Below are 18,392 nucleotides of genomic sequence, written 5' to 3'. Positions count from 1 at the left end.
TACAGACTGGGGCAGACCGCTTGCAGAAGACTTGTAGAACACTTGCCACAATCGCCCGGGACATCGGCAGCCGCCGCGCCCGTACCGCGCCGCCTGCCGGCGAAGGCGACGGTCAGTCCTGCGCGGCGGCGGCCGGCAGGACGTCCGTCTCGGGCGGCTTGACGCGGCGGACCACCACGGTGCTGATGCGGTTGCGGCGGCCGGCCAGGCTCTCGGCGGTGAGCCGCAGACCGGCCACGTCGGCCTGCGACCCGGCGATCGGCACCCGGCCGAGCGCGTGGGCCAGCAGCCCGCCCACGGTCTCCACGTCGTCGACCTCGATCTCGGTGTCGAACAGCTCGGCCAGCTCGTCGACCGGCATCCGGGCCGTCACCCGGAGCGCGCCGTCGGGCATCGGCTCGACCCGGGGCGCCTCCTGGTCGTACTCGTCGGTGATCTCGCCGACGATCTCCTCCAGGACGTCCTCGATCGTGACCAGCCCGGCGGTGCCGCCGTACTCGTCGATGACGATCGCCAGGTGGATCTGCCGGGCCTGCATCTCGCGCAGCAGCTGGTCGATCGGCTTGCTCTCCGGCACGTACGTCGCCGGGCGCATGATCGACTCGACCTTCTCCTTGTTGCTGTCCTGGCCCGCCTCGTGCACCCTGCGGGCGATGTCCTTGAGATAGGCGATGCCGATGACGTCGTCTTCGTTCTCGCCCACCACCGGGATGCGGGAGAACCCGCTGCGCAACGCCAGCGACAGCGCCTGGTTGAGCGTCTTGCCCCGTTCGATGAAGACCATGTCGGTGCGGGGCACCATGACCTCGCGGACCAGCGTGTCGCCCAGCTCGAAGACCGAGTGGATCATCTCGCGCTCGTCCGGCTCGATCATCCGGCGCTCCTCGGCCAGGTCGACCAGGTCACGCAGCTCGGCCTCGGAGGTGAACGGGCCGTCACGGAAACCCTTGCCAGGGGTCAGCGCGTTGCCGAGCAGGATGAGCAGCTTGGGCAGCGGGCCGAAGATGCGGGTCAGGCCGTAGACGATGGGGGCGCCGGCCAGGGCGATCGGCCCGGCGTGCTGGCGGCCCAGGGTACGGGGCATGACTCCGACGATCACATAGCTGACCACGATCATGATGGCGGCCGCGGCGAAGTAGGCCCAGCCCTGGTCGCTCATCAGATCGATGAACAGCAGAGTGGCGATCACCGTGGCGACCAGCTCGCAGCTCAGCCTGAGCAGCAACAGCAGGTTGAGGTAGCGCGGCGGGTCGTTGACGATGGCCTGCAGGCGCTCGGCGCCGCGCCTGCCATCACGTACGAACTCCTCGGCCCGCACCCGGGAAATGCGCGTCAGGGCTGTCTCCACACTGGCGATCAGCCCGCCGATCACCACGAGGGCGATGGCCAGGGGCAACCAGGCGTTCACCGCGAGCTGCGCACCTCCTGCCACGACTCAAGGAGCCGGGCCTGCAGACCGAACATCTCCTTGTGCTCGTCAGGCTCGGCGTGGTCGTACCCGAGCAGGTGGAGGATGCCGTGCGTGCACAGCAGCTCCAGCTCGTCACGGGTGTCGTGACCGGCCTCGGCCGCCTGCCTGGCGGCCACCTGCGGGCACAGCACCACGTCACCGAGGAGCGCCGGATCGGTGGGCCCCTCGGCGTCGCCACGCGCCCCGCCGCCGGGACGCAGCTCGTCCATCGGGAAGGCCAGCACGTCGGTGGGACCCGGCTCGCCCATCCACTTCTCGTGGAGCTCGGCCATGGCCGCCTCGTCGACGATCATGATGGACATCTCGGCGAGCGGATTGATGCCCAGCTCGCCGAGCATGTAGCCGGCCAGCTCGACGATGCCCTCTTCGTCGAGCTCGGCGCCCGACTCGTTGTTGATCTCGATGCTCATCGCCGTTTGCCCCGCTGCTGGATGGACTTGGCGGCACTCGGCTCCTGCAGCGCGTCGTAGCGGCCGTAGGCGTCGACGATCTCGCTCACCAGCTTGTGGCGCACCACGTCGGCGCTGGACAGGAGGGCGAAGTGGATGTCGGGGATGCCGTCGAGGATCTGCTGGACGACCCGCAGCCCGCTGGTCGTGCCCGCGGGCAGGTCGACTTGCGTGACGTCACCGGTCACCACGATCTTGGAGTTGAAGCCGAGCCTGGTCAGGAACATCTTCATCTGCTCGGCCGAGGAGTTTTGCGCCTCGTCGAGGATGATGAAGGCGTCGTTGAGGGTGCGGCCCCGCATGTAGGCCAGCGGCGCGACCTCGATCGTGCCGGCGGCCATCAGCTTGGGGATCGAGTCGGGGTCGACCATGTCGTGCAGCGCGTCGTACAGCGGCCGCAGGTAGGGGTCGATCTTCTCGTAGAGGGTGCCGGGCAGGAAGCCCAGCCGCTCTCCCGCCTCGACCGCCGGACGGGTCAGGATGATCCGGTTGACCCGCTTCTCCTGCAGCGCGCGCACGGCCTTGGCCATCGCGAGATAGGTCTTGCCGGTGCCGGCGGGGCCGATGCCGAAGACCACCGTGTGCTTGTCGATCGCGTCGACGTAGCGCTTCTGGTTGACCGTCTTGGGCCTGATCGTGCGGCCGCGCGAGGAGAGGATGTCGAGGGACAGCACCTCGGCGGGCCGGTCGGAGGTCATCCGCAGCATGGCGATGCTCCGCTCGACCGCGTCGGGGGTCAGCTCTCCCCCGCTGCGCAGCACCTCGACCAGCTCCTCGAACAGCCGCACCACGGTGCCGCTCTCGTCGGGGCTGCCGGTGACGGTGATCTCGTTGCCACGCACGTGGATGTCGGCCCTGAAAGCGTCCTCGATGACGCGCAGCAGCTCGTCACGGGAGCCCAGAAGGCTGACCATCGGATAATCATCTGGAATCAGCACCTTGGCCTGAGTGCGCGAAGGAGGTGCGGTCCGTCGGGATTCGTGTAGTTCGGACATGGGCAGGCCCGCGGCCTGATGCCTCCCGGTCTGTTCGGGTGTACTTCTCCACACATCGTAGCCGGGACCAGGCCGAGCGCTCGCGTCAATATCAACCGGGCGGCCACGACAGGCCGCGCCCGCCGAGCATGTGCGCGTGCACGTGGAACACCGTCTGCCCCGCGCCCGGCCCGGTGTTGAACACGATGCGGTAGCCGCCCTCGGCCACGCCCTCCTGGACGGCCACGGCGTGCGCGGCCTTGATCACGTCGTCGGCGAGCCCGTCGTCGGCCTGGGCCAGCGCCGCCGCGTCGGCGTGATGCTCCTTCGGTATGACCAGCACGTGGGTGGGCGCCTGCGGGTTGATGTCACGGAACGCCAAAGCCCTGTCGGTCTCGAGTACGATCTCAGCCGGGATCTCCTTGGCCGCGATCTTGCAGAAGAGGCAGTCGGTCACAGGTGCACCTTACCGAGCGGACCCGTCGCCACCTTGGCGGGTCCGAATCGCCGCGCTCGTTGCGAATCGGTAATCCCGCGTGCCGTGCGCCGGTAGATCCTCGCGGTTAGGGTGGGTGTGCGAGACTTCAGCAAAGTAGGACGATTCAGGGTCGGGCGAGGCCACCTGGCGAGGACACGACTGGGTAATGCCCCCAAAGGAACCGGAAGAGCGTAAACCCACTGGGAAGGCCGCGCGTCCCACTGATGTGACCACCGAAACCCTTCTGGCCGACAGGTCGCTGGGGGCGGTGCCGGTCGGGTGGGATGCCGACATGGCCGTGACGGCGCTCTACAGCGCGCACTTTCGGTCGTTAGTGCGTCTCGCTGTGTTGCTGGTGCGAGACATGGCAACCGCCGAGGAAGTCGTGCAGGACGCGTTCGTCGCCATTCATGGCGCCTGGCGTAGGCTGCGCGATCCCGACAAAGCACTCGCCTACCTACGACAATCCGTCGTCAACCGGTCCCGTTCCGTGCTGCGTCACCGCGCGGTCGTCGAGAAGTACGCTCCCAAGGGTCTGCCCGACGCCCCGAGCGCCGAGAACGGCGCGATCGGCGAGCTCGAACGCTCAGCGGTCATCGAGGCCCTCCGGTCCCTGCCGACACGTCAGAGAGAAGCACTCGTCCTTCGTTACTACGGTGATCTGTCCGAGGCTGAAATCGCCCACGCCATGGGCATCAGCAAGGGCGCGGTCAAGAGCCACACCGCGCGTGGCATGGCCGCCTTGCGAGCTGTCCTGGAGAAGATGTCATGACCCAGCCCCCCGACGAGTACGGCGACGTACTACGCCGTGTGCTGCGCGCGGAGGCGGACACGGTCGTACCCTCGCCGGAAGGTCTGGAGATCATCCGCACCCGCATCGAGCGGCGCGGGATACGCAACCTGTTCTGGTGGCGGGCGGGCGCGGCCGCGGCCAGCGCGGTGCTGGTGGCCGGCGCGATCGTGATGGTCGTCCCGGAGCTGCGCCAGCAGGTCCTGCAGGAGACCGTTCAGGAGATCAGGAACACCTCCACTCCCCCTGCCAACTCCTCGACCAACCGGGCCGTGTCGCCCGAGCCGACGGAGCGGACCGAGCCGCCGAACGTCGTGATCGTCCCCCCGACCAGCCGGCCCCCTCAGCAACCGTCCGAGACCGCGAGGTCGACCAGCAAGCCGAAGCCGACCCCGACCCGCACGCCGTGTCCCACGGTCACGGAGGAGCCGGCCGAGCCGCGCGACGACTGCCCGGCGGCCATGCCGGCCCCCACGCCCACCCCGACGCTCACCGAGCCTGACTCGCCCGTCACCTGCCCGGACACCGAGTGCCCGCCGGCCGACCCGATCGCCACCCCCAGCGATATCGCCAGCCCGCTGGGGGGAACGCCGCCCGCGACGCCCTGAGGCCCGCGCTCACCAGCGGCCGCTGCGCGTCAGCAGCACGGCCGCCGCCGCCACCCCCGCGGTCGAGGTCCGCAACACCGTGGACCCGAGCAGCACCGGCACCGCCTTCGCCGCCGTGAACCTGGCCAGCTCGTCCTCCGAGACCCCGCCCTCGGGCCCCACCACCACGACGACGTCACCGTCGGCGGGCAACTCCCTGCCGGACAACGGCTCGGCCGCCTCCTCATGCAGCACCAACCCCAGGGCCGCCTCGGCCAGCAGCGCCTCGACCCGCGCCGTGGACGCCGGCTCGGTCACCTCCGGCAGGTGGAACCTGCGCGCCTGCTTGCCCGCCTCACGGGCCGTGGAGCGCCAGCGGCCGAGTGCCTTGGCCACCTTGTCGCCCTTCCACTGGGTGATGCTGCGCGAGGCCGCCCAGGGGACGATCACGTCGACGCCCACCTCGGTCATCATCTCGACGGCCAGCTCGCCCCTGTCGCCCTTGGGCAGGCCCTGGACCACGATGAGCCGGGGTCTCGGGGCCGCCACCTCGCGGCGACCGGTCACCTCCAGCCTGAGCGCGTCCTTCAGCACCTCGCTCACGACGCACTCCGCGACCGCGCCCGCGCCGTCGGTCAGGTCGACCCTCTCCCCCGCCCGCATCCGGCGCACCACGGCCGCATGCCGCCCCTCGGGGCCGTCGAGCACCACCTCGGGCCCCTTGAGCTGCGCGAGATCGGCGGCCAGGAAAACCGGCACGGTCACCGGCGATCACCTCGGATTCTCACAATCGGTAGTCGATGGAGCGCGCAGCGCATACGGTGTGCATCTCCTGACGTCACTTTACGAGGGGTCAGCGATATGACCGATCGCCCCGCTCGCAACCGCCACACCGGGCGCCCGCCCACGGCCGGCCCCGGCGCCACACTCCTGCTCGCCCTGGCCATGTTCACCCTGTCGGCCTTATCCACCCTCGCGCCGCCCATTCTCGCGCCGTCCGCTGTGGCCCCGCCCGCTTTCGGGCCGCACGATCCCGGCCCGCAGGATCTCGCCCCGTCCGCCCCTGGCCCGCTGTTCCACCGCCTCTTTTCCGGGTCCGCCACGGACACGGTCCGTGCGACTCCCGGCAGGGTCGTGAACCATCTGCCGCAGGCGGGCCGTCCCGCACCGCCGGGCGCGATGCCCGTTCGGGCCGGTGTCCCGGCGGGTGAGCCACAGACGGCCCTTCCGCCCGCGGCGCCACTGCTGGCCGCCGCGACCGGCGTCGCGCTGGTCGCGGCGACGGGGGTCGCAGGCGCCTCCCGCTCGTTCCGCCGCCGGCGCTTCACCCGCGAGCCGATCGTGTCAGGGCTGCGCAGGGCGGCCGCCCGCCGGCGCGCGATCCCGTCCGCCGCCCTGATCGAGGCGGCGCTGGCCGAGGTGGTGGACCGGCACCGCGTCGAGATACGCGCTCTCGACCACGCACTGGTCAGAGGCGCTGCGGTGGCCGAGGTCGCGCATCTGCTGACCGAACTGGTGGAGAACGCCCTGGCGTTCTCGCCGGCCGAATCGCCGGTGGAGATGAGCGGCCGCGCCGGGACGGGCGGCTACCACATCACGATCGCCGACGAGGGCATCGGCATGAGCGACGACGAGCTGGCCACGGCCAACGCCCGGGTACGCGGCGAGCAGAGCCTGCTGGTCGCACCCACCCGCTGCCTCGGCCACCATCTGGTCGGCCGGCTGGCGGAGCGGCTGGGCATCCTGGTGTGGCTGCACGAGTCTCCGCGCAAGGGCATCACCGTCCGGGTCGTACTGCCCGGGAAGCTACTGGACACGGAACTGCTGGACAGGGAACTGCTGGACAGGGAGCTGCTGGACGGGCGCACGAAACCGGGACAGGGCCGCCGCGGGACGTCGTAAGGCGCGAGCGCGCCCGGCGACCTCACCTCCCATTGAACGCGTCACGCAGACGGGAAAAAAAACCTTGCTGCCCGGGGGCGAACTTGCCGGGAGGGCGCTCTTCGCCACGCAGCTTGGCCAGCTCGCGCAACAGCTCTTCCTGGGCCGGGTCGAGACGCAACGGGGTCTCGACGTTGACGTGGATCAGCAGGTCGCCCCGGCCGCTCTCGTTGAGCCGCTGCACGCCCCGGCCGTACATGGTGATGACCTGGCCCGACTGGGTGCCCGGCCGCACGTCGATCTCCTCGGAGCCGTCGAGCGTCTCCACGGCGAGGATGGTGCCGAGCGCGGCGGCGGTCATCGGGATCTGGACGGTGCAGTGGAGGTCGTCACCACGTCGTTCGAAGATCTCGTGCGGGCGCTCGACGATCTCCAGGAAGAGGTCACCGGGCGGGCCGCCACCGGGGCCGACCTCGCCCTCGCCGGCGAGCTGGATGTGGGTGCCGTCCTCGACGCCCGCGGGGATGCGGACCTTGATGGTGCGGCGGGTGCGCACGCGGCCGTCGCCCGAGCACTCCTGGCACGGGTGACGGATGATCGACCCGAAACCGCCGCACTGCGGGCACGGCCGGGAGGTCATGACCTGCCCCAGGAACGAGCGGGTGACCTGGGAGATCTCGCCGCGCCCGTTGCACATGTCGCAGGCGTCGGGGTGGGTGCCGGGCGCGGCGCCGGCGCCCTGGCACACCTCGCACAGCACGGCCGTGTCGACGACCAGCTCGCGGGTGGTGCCGAACGCGGTCTCGCGCAGGTCGAGCTCGACGCGGATCGTGGCGTTGCGCCCCCTGCGGGCCCGCGACCGGGGCCCGCGCGCGCCGCCGGCCGTGCCGAAGAAGGCGTCCATGATGTCGCTGAACGGGAAGCCCGCCCCGAAGCCGCCCGCTCCGGCGCCCGCGCCCGCGCCGCCGAAGGGATCGCCGCCCAGGTCGTACATCTGGCGCTTGTTCGGGTCGGACAGCACCTCGTAGGCCTGCGTGATCTCCTTGAACCGCTCCTGGGTCTCAGGGTCGGGATTCACGTCAGGGTGCAACTCGCGGGCAAGTCTCCGGTAGGCCTTCTTGATCTCGTCCTGACCGGCGTCACGTCGCACCCCGAGGGTGGCGTAGTAGTCGCTGTTTGCCACTTATCGACCTCTTATGATGCAGCCAGGATCTGGCTGACGTAGCGTGCCACCGCGCGTACGGCGCCCATGGTCACGGGATAGTCCATCCTTGTGGGACCCAGCACGCCGAGCCGGGCCAGTTGCTTGTCGCCAGAACCGTATCCGGTCGCGACGATGGACGTGCCGTGGAGATAGGGGTTTTCGGAGCCGATGCGCACGGTGAGCGCGGACGGGATGTCTGGGGAAGTCTCGCCGAGCAACCGCATGAGCACGACCTGCTCTTCCAGCGCCTCGAGCACGTCGCGCAGGCCGATGGTGAAGTCGGCGCCCGCCAGGTTGGCCGCCCCGGCGAACACGATCTTCTCGTCGTGGCGCTCCACGAGCGTCTCGAGCAGCACCGAAAGGATCGTCGCCACCGCGGGCCGATCCTCGACCGGCAGCCGCTCGGGCAGGTCGGCCACCTGCTCGGGCACGCTGCTCAGGCCGCAGCCGTCGAGACAGGAGTTGAGCACCGCGCGCAGGTTGGCGATGCGGGTGTCCTCCACCACCTCGGGCAGCTCAATCACGCGCTGCTCGACGCGGCCGGTGTTGGTGATGAGCACGAGCATGACGCGCCGCTCACTCAGCGGCACCAACTCGACGTGCCTGACCGTCGAGCGGGTCAGCGTCGGGTATTGCACCACCGCGACCTGCCTGGTCAGCTGCGCGAGCAGCCGCACCGTACGGGTCACCACGTCGTCGAGGTCCACGGCGCCCGCGAGGAAGGTCTCGATCGCCCTGCGCTCCGCCCCGGAGAGCGGCTTGACCTGCGAGAGCCGGTCGACGAACAGGCGGTAGCCCTTGTCGGTCGGCACCCGGCCCGCGCTGGTGTGCGGCTGGGTGATGTAGCCGTCCTCCTCCAGCGCGGCCATGTCGTTGCGAACCGTCGCGGGAGAGACCTTGAGATTGTGGCGCTCGGCGAGCGCCTTGGAGCCCACCGGTTCGTTAGTGGACACGTAGTCTTCGACAATGGCGCGGAGCACCGCCAGTTTCCGATCATCGAGCACGTGCTCACCTCCTGCCTCTTGCCCAACGGAAACGACAGGTCTAGCACTCTGTGTTCCCGAGTGCCAAGTGTACGGCTCTCACCCACAAGGTGCGATAACACATCACCATCCCGCCGCTGGCGTGCGTCCGCCTCCAGGCGTCAGACTGGCCGACATGACCGACGAATCCCAGCCTCCGTCCTACGGCCCCTCGCCGGGGTCGGGTCCTCAACCCGGTCAGGGTCCCCCGTACGGCCAGCCGGGTCACGGGCAGCAGCCGGGTTACGGGCAACCCCAATACGGACAACCCCCGCAGGGGCAGCCGCAGTACGGGCAACCTCCGCAGGGGCGACCGCCGTACGGACCGCCCCAGCAGGGACAACCATCGTACGGACAGCCTCAGCACGGGCAGTCCCCATACGGTGACCAGGCGCCCCAGTACGGTCAGCCCTCCGGCGAACAGCCCCAATACGGCCGGCCCCAGTATGGTCAGCCGCAGTACGGTGGCCCGCCACCGCAGGGCGAGCAGCCCTACACGCCGGGTCCCTTCAGCGGCGCGCCGCAGTTCGGCGGGCCGGTGGATCCCAAGCTGGTCAGGCCGAAGCTGTGGTGGATCGCGGCCGGCTGGGGCGTCGCGCTGGTCTGCGTGCTGGCCGGTGCGGTGCTGTTCGTCACCAGCATTTCCAGCACCGTCGGCGACTTGGCGCCCACCACGACGTTCGCGGCCGGCGAAAGCGTCACGGTGCCGATCAACCCGGTGGACAAGCCGGTGATCTACCTGGCCAGCGCCACTCGGGTGCACTACACCTGCCAGATCTCCGGCGGGCCGTCCCCGGCCAGGCTCGCCAACACGCCGACCGACCAGACGGTCACGATCGGCTCCACCCGCTGGCAGCTCATCCTGGCGATCAACGCGCCCGCGCAGGGCGACTACCAGCTCACCTGCGCGACGCAGGAGCAGGCCGACGCGCGGTTCGGCGTGGGCCGTGACGCCTCCTCGGCCGCGGGCGGCCTCGTCGGCGGGGTGGCCGCGCTGCTGCTCATCCCCGGGCTCGGTCTGCTCGTCGGCATCGTCGTGACGATCGTGGTGCTGGTACGGCGGAGCGGCAGCCGCAAGCGACTCGCGATGGCGGGGTGATTTGCTACGGTCCCCGTGTGTACGACGGCGATGTTCTCCGGGGAAACTGGCAGCGCCCGGGCAAGGGCAAGATCCCCCAGGTGCCCGCGGAGCCCGATCTGGTCGTCGAGGACGCCGATAGCGGCTTCTGCGGCGCGGTGGTGGCCTGCGACAAGGAGGCCGTCACGCTCGAAGACCGATTCGGCGCGCGTCGGCTCTTCCCACTGGCGCCCGCGGCGTTCCTGCTGGACGGCAGGGTGGTGACGCTGACCCGCCCGGCCGCGGTGGCCGCGGCCCGCGAGCCGAGGCGCAGCGCGTCGGGCTCGATCACCGTCGAGGGGCTGCGGGCGAGGGTGGCCAGGCAGAGCCGCATCTACGTCGAGGGCGTGCACGACGCCGCCCTGGTGGAGAAGATCTGGGGCCACGACCTTCGCGTCGAAGGGGTGGTGGTCGAGTACCTCGAGGGCGTCGACGATCTTCCCGCGATCGTGGAGGAGTTCGGGCCGGAGCCAGGACGCAGGCTGGGCGTGCTGGTCGACCACCTGGTGCCGGGCTCCAAGGAGAGCCGGATCGCCGCCCAGGTGACCTCTCCGGACGTGCTGGTCGTCGGGCATCCGTTCGTCGACATCTGGCAGGCGGTCAAGCCTTCCGCGCTGCGCATCCCGGCTTGGCCGGACGTGCCGCGCGGGGTGCCCTGGAAGGAGGGCGTGATCGCCGCCCTGGGCTGGCGCGTGGCGCCGGCCGACGCGTGGCGGCGGATCCTCGGCGCCGTCTCGACCTACGCCGACCTGGAGCCCGAGTTGCTCGGCCGGGTCGAGGAACTGATCGACTTCGTTACGGAGGCACCATGAGCCAGGACCCGCCCCAACAGCAGCCGGACGACGACGCCACCCGGCGCATCTCACAGTCGGACATCCCGCAACAGGGCTCGGGCCCGCAAGGGCCCTACCAGCCGCAACCCGGCTCCGCACCGGGCTACCCCTCTCAGCCCGGCTCCGCACCGGGTTACCAGGCCCAGCCTGGCTCGACGCCGGGTTACCAAGCCCAGCCCGGCTCCACGCCGGGTTACCAGGCTCAGCCCGGCTCCAGCCCGCAGCAGGGTTACGGTTACGGGCAGCCGCCCACCCCGCCCCCGGGTTACCAGCAGCCGGGATACGGCTACCAGCAGCACCCAGGCCAGGGCTACGGCGCCCCGCAGCAGCGGCCGCCGCACGTCCCCGGCAGGTACGGCCCGCGCCCAGGTTCCGACGACACCACGATGGCGATGCTCGCCCACCTGCTCGGCCTGCTGGTCTCCTGGGTCGGCCCGCTGATCATCTACCTGATGAAGAAGGACGAGTCGCCCTACGTTCGCGACCAGGCGGCCGAGGCGCTCAACTTCCAGATCACGATGTTCATCGGCTACATGGTGGCCGGGCTGCTGACGATCATCCTGATCGGGCTCCTGCTGCTGCCGATCGTCTGGATCGTGTCGCTGATCTTCCACATCCAGGCCGCGATAGCCGCCAACAAGGGCGAGAAGTACCGCTACCCGATCGCCATCCGCCTGGTCAGCTGACCAGGTCGCGCACCAGCGCGTCGGCCAGCAACCGGCCCTTGAGGGTGAGCACCATCCGCCCCGCCTTGAACGGCTCGGGCTCCAGCAGTCCGCTGCCGAGCGCGGTCGCGACGGTGGTGCGGACGCCCGGGGCCACGTCGTCGAGCGGGTAGCCGGACACCAGACGGAGCTCCAGCATCAGGCGTTCGGTCTCCCGATCGTCGGCGGCGAGCACCTCGCGGGCGTGCGCGGGAGAGACGCCCTCGGCCAGCCGCCGGGCGTAGGCGGCGGGGTGTTTGACATTCCACCAGCGGGTGCCGCCGACATGGCTGTGCGCACCGGGGCCGGCGGCCCACCAGTCGCCGCCGGTCCAGTAGAGCAGGTTGTGCAGGCACCTCGCCTCGTCGGAGGTCGCCCAGTTGGACACCTCGTACCAGCGGAAGCCCGCCTTCTCCAGCATCTCGTCGGCGATCTGGTAGCGGTCGGCGGCCACGTCGTCGTCGGGCATCGGCAGCTCGCCGCGCCGGATCCTGGCGGCCAGCCTGGTGCCCTGCTCGACGATGAGCGAGTAGGCGGAGACGTGGTCGGGCCCGGCCTCGATCGCGGCGTCCAGGGAGGCGCGCCAGTCGTCGTCGGTCTCCCCCGGCGTGCTGTAGATCAGGTCGAGGTTGACGTGCGCGAACCCGGCCTGCCTGGCCTCGTGGACGGCCTGCGCCGCCCGGCCGGGGGTGTGGCGCCGATCGAGGACCTTGAGCACGTGCTCGCGGGCGCTCTGCATGCCGAAGCTGACCCGGGTGAAGCCGGCCTCGCGGAGTTCCGCCAGGTAGGCGGGGTCGACCGACTCCGGGTTGGCCTCGGTGGTCACCTCCGCGCCCGGTGAGACGCCGAACTCCGCGCGGATCGCGGCCAGGATCCTGCCCAGGTCGGCGGCGGGCAGCAGAGTGGGGGTGCCGCCCCCGAAGAACACGGTCCGCACCGGCAGGTCGGCGTCTCCGAGCACCCGTCGCGCGAGGCGGATCTCCGCGATCGCCGTGTCGGCGTAGTCGCGGTGCGCGGCGCCGGGGCCGAGCTCGTCGGCGGTGTAGGTGTTGAAGTCGCAGTAGCCGCAGCGCGTCACGCAGAACGGCACGTGCACGTAGAAGCCGAACGGGCGTGAGCCGAGGCCGCGCAGCGCGCTCTCGGGCAGCTCGCCGGTGGAGGGCGCGGGATCGCCGTCGGGAAGGGTGGATGGCACACCTCCAGTCTGCCCGTTGCCATTGACTGCCCGATCCCCACCGGCCTGCGGTCCGACCTGCTTATAAGAAAGTTTCCTATAAGTAGGTCTCCGGAAGCCGCCTCGTGAAGAAGCTTCTGCTCGCACTCTCGCTCTTACTCGGCCTCTCGGCGGTCGCCGTGCCCGCCGAGGCGCACACCGGGTTCAAACGGGTCGCCTACTTCATCGGATTTCCTTTGCTGGAGACCCCGGGCTTCAGTCCCGGGGAGGAAAGCGAACCTGCCGCGGAGCGGCGCGTGGATCGGCGATTCGCCGTGGCGACCGCCGTTTTGGAAACGGCAGCACCTGCGCGCGGGCTGGGTATGGTGCCTGCCCGGTGGTGATGGCCAAGCCGCCTGGTCTACCGCCGGGCTGGCGGGATGTAATGCCTGTGGAGGCAATGTAAGACCCTTGGGCAGCTCCCTGTCCCTCGTCTTGACCGGGACGGCTGTCGCCTGCGAAGCAGGAAGGTCCAACCCGCGAGGGTTGGAGTCCACCGCCTTCAGGCGTGGGGAGGAAGCCAACCAGTGGGGTGTGTACGGCCGCGGCTTCCACGTCAGGAACCTGGACACCAGCGGTGCCGCGGCCAAGCTCACCCACCTCAACTACGCCTCCGGCTTCGTCAACGCCGAAGGCGACTGCTACTCGGCCGACCCGTGGGCCGACTGGCAGCGCCCGGTGCCCGCCGACCGGGTCCGTGCACTTCTCCGACGCCGTGCTGACCGCCGAGTCGCGGGCCAGGCTGGCCCGGTCGTGCGTCACGGCCAAGATCGACGCGGGGTTCGAGGTGGCGCGGGTGTTCAGGCAGCTCGACTTCGCCACCGTCCAGGGGTACGACCTGCGCGGCAGCTGGGAGACCCGGACCGGGCACAACGCCAACCTGCTCACCGATCGGCGAGACCCCAACCCGGTGCGCTACAGCGTCGACCAGACCGTACGCGACTACCTGTCACGCGGCGCGCCCAGGCGCAAACTGGTGATCGGAGTGCCTGCCTACGGCCAGGGCTCGACCGGCGTGACCGGCGGCGGCGACGGCCTCTACCAGCCCGCCATCGGCTCCGCGCCCGGCAAGTGGGCGGCGGGCACCGAGGACTACAAGGACCTGGTGACCAAGCCCGGCAAGCGGCATCGCGACCTGCGCACCGGAACGATCTGGTCGTACGACGGCAACGAGCTGTGGTCGTACGACGATCCGGCGGTGCTCGTGCAGAAGGCCGCCTACATCCGGCTCAAGGGGCTGGGCGGGTCGATGATGTGGTCGCTCGACCAGGACGACGACCGCGCCTCGCTGACCACCGCCCTGTATTCGGTGCTCAGGTAACCTCTCGCGGCGCGCCCTCCAGGGTGCACCGCACTCACTCGCCGCACTCACCGCCCGCACTCACCGCCCGCACTCTGAGCACCCGCCGCCGCGCGCACGATGCGCGCGGCGTGGGCACGGCGTCAGCACGCACGCGGCGTCAGGATGCGCCGACCCCCAGGACGCGGGCCGCGGCCTTGTCCCAGGAGGCCGCGCGGCCCGGGATGGCGACGATGCGCCGCATCAGCTCCTTGTCTCCGTGGTAGGCCTGGAACGACTCGGTGACGGTCACGCTCTCGGCGGGCCGCGACACGATCTCCACCTCATCACCCACGCCGAGCTCACCGAGCTCCACCACCCTGAGGTAGGCCCCGGGACGCCCGGCCTGGGTGAACCGCTTGATCCACCCGGGCTCGTCCATCCAGTTGCGGAAGACGACGCACGGCACCCGGGGGCCGGTCACCTCCAGCAGAGTGGTGCCGACTCGCCAGCGCTCGCCGAGCAGCGCGCCGTTGACGTCGAGGCCCGAGGTCGTGAGGTTTTCGCCGAACCTGCCGCCTGGCAGCTCACGCCCGAGCTGCCCCTCCCACCAGCCGTAGTCTTCCCTGGCGTAGGAGTAGACGGCGTGGCTGGGCGCGCCATGGCTTGCCTTGTCGGCCCGCTCGTCACCGGTCAGCCCGTTGTCGTGCACCGCCACCCGATGGCTCACCGGCGTTTTGCCGATGGCCGTCCATCCGACCTTGCCTGCCCACTCCGCCTTGACCGATTGCCCGACATTCACTGAGATAACGCGCATGCTCCAGACGCTAACCGAGCCTCCACCTCGACGGCGATCTGTTAACGGTCTCTTTCTCGTGCCCCCGATCCCCCGGGCGCGGGCGGACTGTCAGCCCCGCCCCCACGGGCCGGAGGCGGCGACGCCGGAGCCGGCGAGCTGGAGCCGGGACCCGGCCTCGAATCCCGCCAGCTGTAAGAGCGTCTGCAGGGCGGCCTGTCGTACCTCCTCGACCGACTCCCCCCGCGCGCCGAAGCAGTCGGCGGCCACGTCGAGCACCGCCAGGACCACCGCCGCGTCGGGATAGGGCACGTCGACCAGGACGGTGCCGTCCTCCGCGACCTCGGTGGGAGTCAGGTGCAGCCTCAGCAACCGGCGCAACTCCTCGGCCATCGCGACCCCCAGCACAGCGGCGCGCTCGAATCGCTCAGTAGCCATCAGGTCAACCATCACGCGTAAACCCTCCACTCGTTAACTCCAGTCGCAAGAGTGTTCGAGACAGAAGGTAGACGACCCCACCGACAGAATCCCCGGTGCGGAAGGAGATCTCGCGCGCGGCGGGCGTGCCAGACCGGCCGCATGCGCCGACCTGGCCTCGCAGGGGCCCGCCAGGACAGGCGCGTGCGGCTACTTCTTGGGCTTGTCGCCGGCGGAGTCGGTGGACAGCGCGGCGACGAAGGCCTCCTGGGGCACTTCGACCCGGCCGACCATCTTCATCCGCTTCTTGCCCTCCTTCTGCTTCTCCAGCAGCTTGCGCTTGCGGGAGATGTCGCCGCCATAGCACTTGGCCAGGACGTCCTTGCGGATGGCGCGGATGTTCTCGCGGGCGATGACCCGGGCGCCGATGGCGGCCTGGATCGGCACCTCGAACTGCTGCCGGGGGATCAGCTCGCGCAGCTTCTTGGCCATGTCGACGCCGTAGGTGTAGGCCTTGTCCTTGTGCACGATGGCGCTGAAGGCGTCGACCGGCTCGCCCTGCAGCAGGATGTCGACCTTGACGAGGTCGGACTCCTCCTCGCCCGCGGGCTCGTAGTCGAGGGAGGCGTAGCCGCGGGTGCGTGACTTGAGCTGGTCGAAGAAGTCGAAGATGATCTCGCCGAGGGGCAGCGTGTAGCGGATCTCGACGCGGTCCTCCGACAGGTAGTCCATGCCGAGCAACTGGCCGCGGCGCCCCTGGCAGATCTCCATGATCGCGCCGATGAACTCCGCCGGAGCCAGGATCGTGGACTTGGTGACCGGCTCGAAGACCTGCGCGATCTTGCCGCCGGTGGGGAACTCCGAGGGGTTGGTGACGGTCAGCTCGGAGCCGTCCTCCATCACCACGCGGTAGACGACGTTGGGCGCGGTGGAGATCAGCGACAGGCCGAACTCCCGCTCCAGCCGCTCACGGATGATCTCCATGTGCAGCAGGCCCAGAAAGCCGACCCGGAAGCCGAACCCGAGCGCGGCCGAGGTCTCCGGCTCGTAGATGAGCGAGGCATCGTTGAGCTGGAGCTTGTCGAGCGCCTCGCGCAGCTCCGGGTACTCGTCGCCGTCGATCGGATAGAGGCCCGAGAAGACCATGGGGCGGGGGTGGTCGTAGCCCGCCAGCATTTCCTCGGCGGGCTTGACGACCGTGGTCACGGTGTCGCCGACCCGCGACTGGCGCACGTCCTTGACGCCGCTGATCAGATAGCCGACCTCGCCGACGCCCAGCCCCAGGGCGGACGGCTTGGGCTCGGGCGAGATGACGCCGATCTCCAGCGTCTCGTGCGCGGCCTTGGTGGACATCATGAGGATGCGCTCGCGCTTGCCCAGGTGACCGTCGATCACTCGCAGGTACGTCACGACGCCCCGGTAGGTGTCGTAGACCGAGTCGAAGATCAGCGCCCGCGCGGGCGCGTCGGCGTCGCCCACGGGCGCCGGCACCGTCTGCACGACGTGGTCGAGCAGCTCGCGCACGCCCACGCCGGTCTTGCCGGACACGCGCAGCACGTCGGACGGGTCGCAGCCGATCAGGCCGGCGAGCTCGTCGGCGAACTTCTCGGGCTGCGCGGCGGGCAGGTCGATCTTGTTGAGCACCGGGATGATGTGCAGGTCGGCGTTCATGGCGAGGTAGAGGTTGGCCAGCGTCTGCGCCTCGATGCCCTGGGCGGCGTCGACCAGCAGCACGGCGCCCTCGCAGGCCTGCAGCGAGCGCGAGACCTCGTAGGTGAAGTCGACGTGGCCGGGCGTGTCGATCATGTTGAGCACGTGGCCGTCCCACGGCAGCCGGACCGCCTGGGACTTGATCGTGATGCCGCGTTCGCGCTCGATGTCCATCCGGTCGAGATACTGGGCGCGCATGGAACGGTCGTCGACCACACCGGTGATCTGCAGCATCCGGTCGGCAAGGGTCGACTTGCCGTGGTCGATGTGCGCGATGATGCAGAAGTTGCGAATCAACGCGGGGTCGGTCTGGCCAGGCTGAGTGCGCACCGAAGCTCGTTTCGACAGGGTTGAGGTCAAGCGTCTTTCATGGTGACATGCTCGGATGATTGCCCGAACCGTCATTCGCCGCGGCCTGCGCCTGATCGCGCTTGCCATGGTCGTCGTGGTCGCGCTGCTCGGCCTCTTGGCCGGCGCGTACCGCGTCCAGTTTACCGGTGACCCGGCGGCATGGGCCAAGAGCACCGGCGACGACGCCCTCTGGATGGGCCACATGTGGGTCGACGGGCGGCGTACGGAGCAGGATGTCAAGGACCTCGCGGCACGGCTTGGCCGTACGGGGATCAAGGACCTGTACGTGCACTCCGGGCCGTTCGGCAACGACGGCCGCCTCGACCCCGCCCGCTACCCCAACGCCCGAAATTTCGTCCAATGGGTGAAGAAATATCTTCCTGGCGTCCGCGTCTCCGCCTGGCTCGGCCAGAAGGTCAACGGCGACCGGCTCGACCTCGACGACCCCCGTTCCAGGGCGAACGTGCTGGACGGCGTCGCCGCCGTCATGAAGACCGGCTTCGACGGCGTCCACTACAACTTCGAGCCCATCGGCGACGACGACACCGAGTTCCTCGACCTGCTGGAGCAGACCAGGCGGCACACCGGCCTGCTGTCCACCTCGACCCCGCAGATCGAGCCCTATCCCCTGACGCGCACCGCGTTCAGGATCGCCAGAGGCCACGACAAGTACTGGTCGCAGACGTACTTCAAGCAGGTCGCCGACCGGGTCGACCAGGTGGCGATCATGACCTACGACTCGGCCATGCCCCTGGAGTCCCTGTACGGCGGCCACGTCGTACGGCAGGCCGAGCTGGCCCTCGACCTGACCCCCGAGGGCAAACACGTGTTCGTGGGCGCTCCCGCCTACCATGACCACGGCGTGGGGTGGAGCGACGCGGCCGAGAGCGTGGCCACGGCCGCGCGAGGCGCCAAGCTGGCCCTGTCCGCGCACGGCGCGCGCGAAAGGTTCGGGCTGGCCCTCTATGTCGACTTCGCCGCCACGGAGGCGGACTGGAGGGAGTACGCTACCGAGTGGCTGAACTGAGTCCAGCACCCCGGGCCGTTGATTTGAGCGACGACCTGGGTTATTGGTACTCTGGTCAACTGCGTGTGGCGCGCCCTCTCTCGAGCCCG

General features: G+C 69.9%; 20 protein-coding genes. 9 read left to right on the top strand and 11 right to left on the bottom strand.

Features of this window, described 5'->3' with window-relative positions; all coding sequences use genetic code 11:
• Window positions 1–112: 112 nt before the first annotated feature.
• From AB0I38_RS06690 to AB0I38_RS06675, 4 genes are all read right to left on the bottom strand, one after another.
• Window positions 113–1,408, bottom strand: coding sequence for a hemolysin family protein (locus tag AB0I38_RS06690; protein WP_358463031.1), 1,296 nt, complete (start codon window positions 1,406–1,408; stop codon window positions 113–115).
• Window positions 1,405–1,881, bottom strand: coding sequence for an rRNA maturation RNase YbeY (ybeY, locus tag AB0I38_RS06685; protein WP_358463028.1), 477 nt, complete (start codon window positions 1,879–1,881; stop codon window positions 1,405–1,407). The genes AB0I38_RS06690 and ybeY overlap by 4 nt, the downstream gene beginning before the upstream one ends.
• Window positions 1,878–2,915: a PhoH family protein gene (locus tag AB0I38_RS06680; RefSeq protein WP_358463025.1), complete on the bottom strand. Its 1,038-nt coding sequence runs from the start codon at window positions 2,913–2,915 to the stop codon at window positions 1,878–1,880. Before AB0I38_RS06680 ends, ybeY begins: the two co-directional genes overlap by 4 nt.
• 91 nt (window positions 2,916–3,006) lie before the next feature.
• Entirely contained in the window at window positions 3,007–3,351 is a 345-nt protein-coding gene (locus tag AB0I38_RS06675; protein WP_358463022.1) for a histidine triad nucleotide-binding protein, read from the bottom strand.
• 313 nt (window positions 3,352–3,664) lie between these two features.
• On the opposite strand from AB0I38_RS06675, the gene AB0I38_RS06670 reads away from it, so the two are divergent.
• Together AB0I38_RS06670 and AB0I38_RS06665 are read left to right on the top strand one after the other, a co-directional pair.
• A complete protein-coding gene (locus AB0I38_RS06670; protein ID WP_358463252.1) occupies window positions 3,665–4,144 on the top strand; it encodes a SigE family RNA polymerase sigma factor in 480 nt (159 codons plus the stop codon).
• Window positions 4,141–4,770 carry a hypothetical protein gene (locus AB0I38_RS06665; protein ID WP_358463019.1) on the top strand — a complete coding sequence of 210 codons (630 nt, stop codon included), beginning with the start codon at window positions 4,141–4,143 and terminating at the stop codon, window positions 4,768–4,770. Before AB0I38_RS06670 ends, AB0I38_RS06665 begins: the two co-directional genes overlap by 4 nt.
• 9 nt (window positions 4,771–4,779) lie before the next feature.
• Here the strand turns inward: AB0I38_RS06665 and AB0I38_RS06660 are convergent, their stop codons facing one another.
• On the bottom strand, window positions 4,780–5,514 hold the full coding sequence (locus AB0I38_RS06660) for a 16S rRNA (uracil(1498)-N(3))-methyltransferase (protein WP_358463016.1): 735 nt from the start codon (window positions 5,512–5,514) through the stop codon (window positions 4,780–4,782).
• Between the two features lie 96 nt (window positions 5,515–5,610).
• Between AB0I38_RS06660 and AB0I38_RS06655 the strand changes: the two genes are divergently transcribed.
• Entirely contained in the window at window positions 5,611–6,651 is a 1,041-nt protein-coding gene (locus AB0I38_RS06655; RefSeq protein ID WP_358463012.1) for a sensor histidine kinase, read from the top strand.
• A 22-nt stretch (window positions 6,652–6,673) separates the two neighbouring features.
• Here AB0I38_RS06655 and dnaJ read toward each other — a convergent pair whose 3' ends face one another.
• Together dnaJ and hrcA are read right to left on the bottom strand one after the other, a co-directional pair.
• Complete coding sequence (gene dnaJ, locus AB0I38_RS06650; protein WP_358463009.1) at window positions 6,674–7,813, bottom strand: molecular chaperone DnaJ; 1,140 nt, start codon at window positions 7,811–7,813, stop codon at window positions 6,674–6,676.
• A gap of 11 nt (window positions 7,814–7,824) precedes the next feature.
• A complete protein-coding gene (hrcA, locus tag AB0I38_RS06645; protein WP_358463006.1) occupies window positions 7,825–8,838 on the bottom strand; it encodes a heat-inducible transcriptional repressor HrcA in 1,014 nt (337 codons plus the stop codon).
• A gap of 556 nt (window positions 8,839–9,394) precedes the next feature.
• Between hrcA and AB0I38_RS06640 the strand changes: the two genes are divergently transcribed.
• From AB0I38_RS06640 to AB0I38_RS06630, 3 genes are read left to right on the top strand one after another with little or no spacing between them, the layout of a single operon-like run.
• Window positions 9,395–9,955, top strand: coding sequence for a YccF domain-containing protein (locus AB0I38_RS06640; protein WP_358463003.1), 561 nt, complete (start codon window positions 9,395–9,397; stop codon window positions 9,953–9,955).
• 17 nt (window positions 9,956–9,972) lie between these two features.
• On the top strand, window positions 9,973–10,785 hold the full coding sequence (locus AB0I38_RS06635) for a DUF3097 domain-containing protein (protein ID WP_358463000.1): 813 nt from the start codon (window positions 9,973–9,975) through the stop codon (window positions 10,783–10,785).
• Window positions 10,782–11,492 carry a DUF4870 domain-containing protein gene (locus AB0I38_RS06630; protein WP_358462994.1) on the top strand — a complete coding sequence of 237 codons (711 nt, stop codon included), beginning with the start codon at window positions 10,782–10,784 and terminating at the stop codon, window positions 11,490–11,492. Before AB0I38_RS06635 ends, AB0I38_RS06630 begins: the two co-directional genes overlap by 4 nt.
• Here AB0I38_RS06630 and hemW read toward each other — a convergent pair.
• Complete coding sequence (gene hemW, locus AB0I38_RS06625; RefSeq protein WP_358462991.1) at window positions 11,485–12,705, bottom strand: radical SAM family heme chaperone HemW; 1,221 nt, start codon at window positions 12,703–12,705, stop codon at window positions 11,485–11,487. The two genes, AB0I38_RS06630 and hemW, sit on opposite strands and share 8 nt — an antisense overlap.
• Window positions 12,706–12,809: 104 nt before the next feature.
• Between hemW and AB0I38_RS06620 the strand changes: the two genes are divergently transcribed.
• Window positions 12,810–13,067, top strand: a complete 258-nt coding sequence (locus tag AB0I38_RS06620; RefSeq protein WP_358462988.1) for a hypothetical protein — start codon at window positions 12,810–12,812, stop codon at window positions 13,065–13,067.
• A 353-nt stretch (window positions 13,068–13,420) separates the two neighbouring features.
• Window positions 13,421–14,044: a glycoside hydrolase family 18 protein gene (locus AB0I38_RS06615; protein ID WP_358462985.1), complete on the top strand. Its 624-nt coding sequence runs from the start codon at window positions 13,421–13,423 to the stop codon at window positions 14,042–14,044.
• A 139-nt stretch (window positions 14,045–14,183) separates the two neighbouring features.
• Here AB0I38_RS06615 and AB0I38_RS06610 read toward each other — a convergent pair whose 3' ends face one another.
• From AB0I38_RS06610 to lepA, 3 genes are all read right to left on the bottom strand, one after another.
• Window positions 14,184–14,819 carry an MOSC domain-containing protein gene (locus AB0I38_RS06610; RefSeq protein WP_358462982.1) on the bottom strand — a complete coding sequence of 212 codons (636 nt, stop codon included), beginning with the start codon at window positions 14,817–14,819 and terminating at the stop codon, window positions 14,184–14,186.
• Between the two features lie 90 nt (window positions 14,820–14,909).
• Window positions 14,910–15,236, bottom strand: a complete 327-nt coding sequence (locus AB0I38_RS06605; RefSeq protein WP_358462979.1) for a hypothetical protein — start codon at window positions 15,234–15,236, stop codon at window positions 14,910–14,912.
• A 189-nt stretch (window positions 15,237–15,425) separates the two neighbouring features.
• Window positions 15,426–17,255 carry a translation elongation factor 4 gene (gene lepA / locus AB0I38_RS06600; protein WP_358462976.1) on the bottom strand — a complete coding sequence of 610 codons (1,830 nt, stop codon included), beginning with the start codon at window positions 17,253–17,255 and terminating at the stop codon, window positions 15,426–15,428.
• A gap of 55 nt (window positions 17,256–17,310) precedes the next feature.
• Between lepA and AB0I38_RS06595 the strand changes: the two genes are divergently transcribed.
• Complete coding sequence (locus tag AB0I38_RS06595) at window positions 17,311–18,303, top strand: glycosyl hydrolase family 18 protein (protein ID WP_358462973.1); 993 nt, start codon at window positions 17,311–17,313, stop codon at window positions 18,301–18,303.
• The last annotated feature ends 89 nt before the right edge of the window (window positions 18,304–18,392 follow it).

Origin of the sequence: Nonomuraea cavernae, from assembly GCF_040655715.1 — a bacterium.
Lineage (GTDB): Bacteria > Actinomycetota > Actinomycetes > Streptosporangiales > Streptosporangiaceae > Nonomuraea > Nonomuraea cavernae_A.
The sequence above is the reverse complement of the archived record's forward strand: the minus strand, read 5'-3'. Positions and strand labels throughout refer to the sequence as shown.

What these genes read in the sequence shown, in the direction of transcription:
- AB0I38_RS06665 (WP_358463019.1), top strand. Translation starts at nt 4,141, where the DNA reads ATGACCCAGCCCCCCGACGAGTACGGCGACGTACTACGCCGTGTGCTG.
- AB0I38_RS06595 (WP_358462973.1), top strand. Translation starts at nt 17,311, where the DNA reads ATGATTGCCCGAACCGTCATTCGCCGCGGCCTGCGCCTGATCGCGCTT.
- AB0I38_RS06655 (WP_358463012.1), top strand. Translation starts at nt 5,611, where the DNA reads ATGACCGATCGCCCCGCTCGCAACCGCCACACCGGGCGCCCGCCCACG.
- AB0I38_RS06610 (WP_358462982.1), bottom strand. Translation starts at nt 14,819, where the DNA reads ATGCGCGTTATCTCAGTGAATGTCGGGCAATCGGTCAAGGCGGAGTGG.
- AB0I38_RS06630 (WP_358462994.1), top strand. Translation starts at nt 10,782, where the DNA reads ATGAGCCAGGACCCGCCCCAACAGCAGCCGGACGACGACGCCACCCGG.
- AB0I38_RS06670 (WP_358463252.1), top strand. Translation starts at nt 3,665, where the DNA reads ATGGCCGTGACGGCGCTCTACAGCGCGCACTTTCGGTCGTTAGTGCGT.
- ybeY (WP_358463028.1), bottom strand. Translation starts at nt 1,881, where the DNA reads ATGAGCATCGAGATCAACAACGAGTCGGGCGCCGAGCTCGACGAAGAG.
- AB0I38_RS06680 (WP_358463025.1), bottom strand. Translation starts at nt 2,915, where the DNA reads ATGTCCGAACTACACGAATCCCGACGGACCGCACCTCCTTCGCGCACT.
- AB0I38_RS06605 (WP_358462979.1), bottom strand. Translation starts at nt 15,236, where the DNA reads ATGGCTACTGAGCGATTCGAGCGCGCCGCTGTGCTGGGGGTCGCGATG.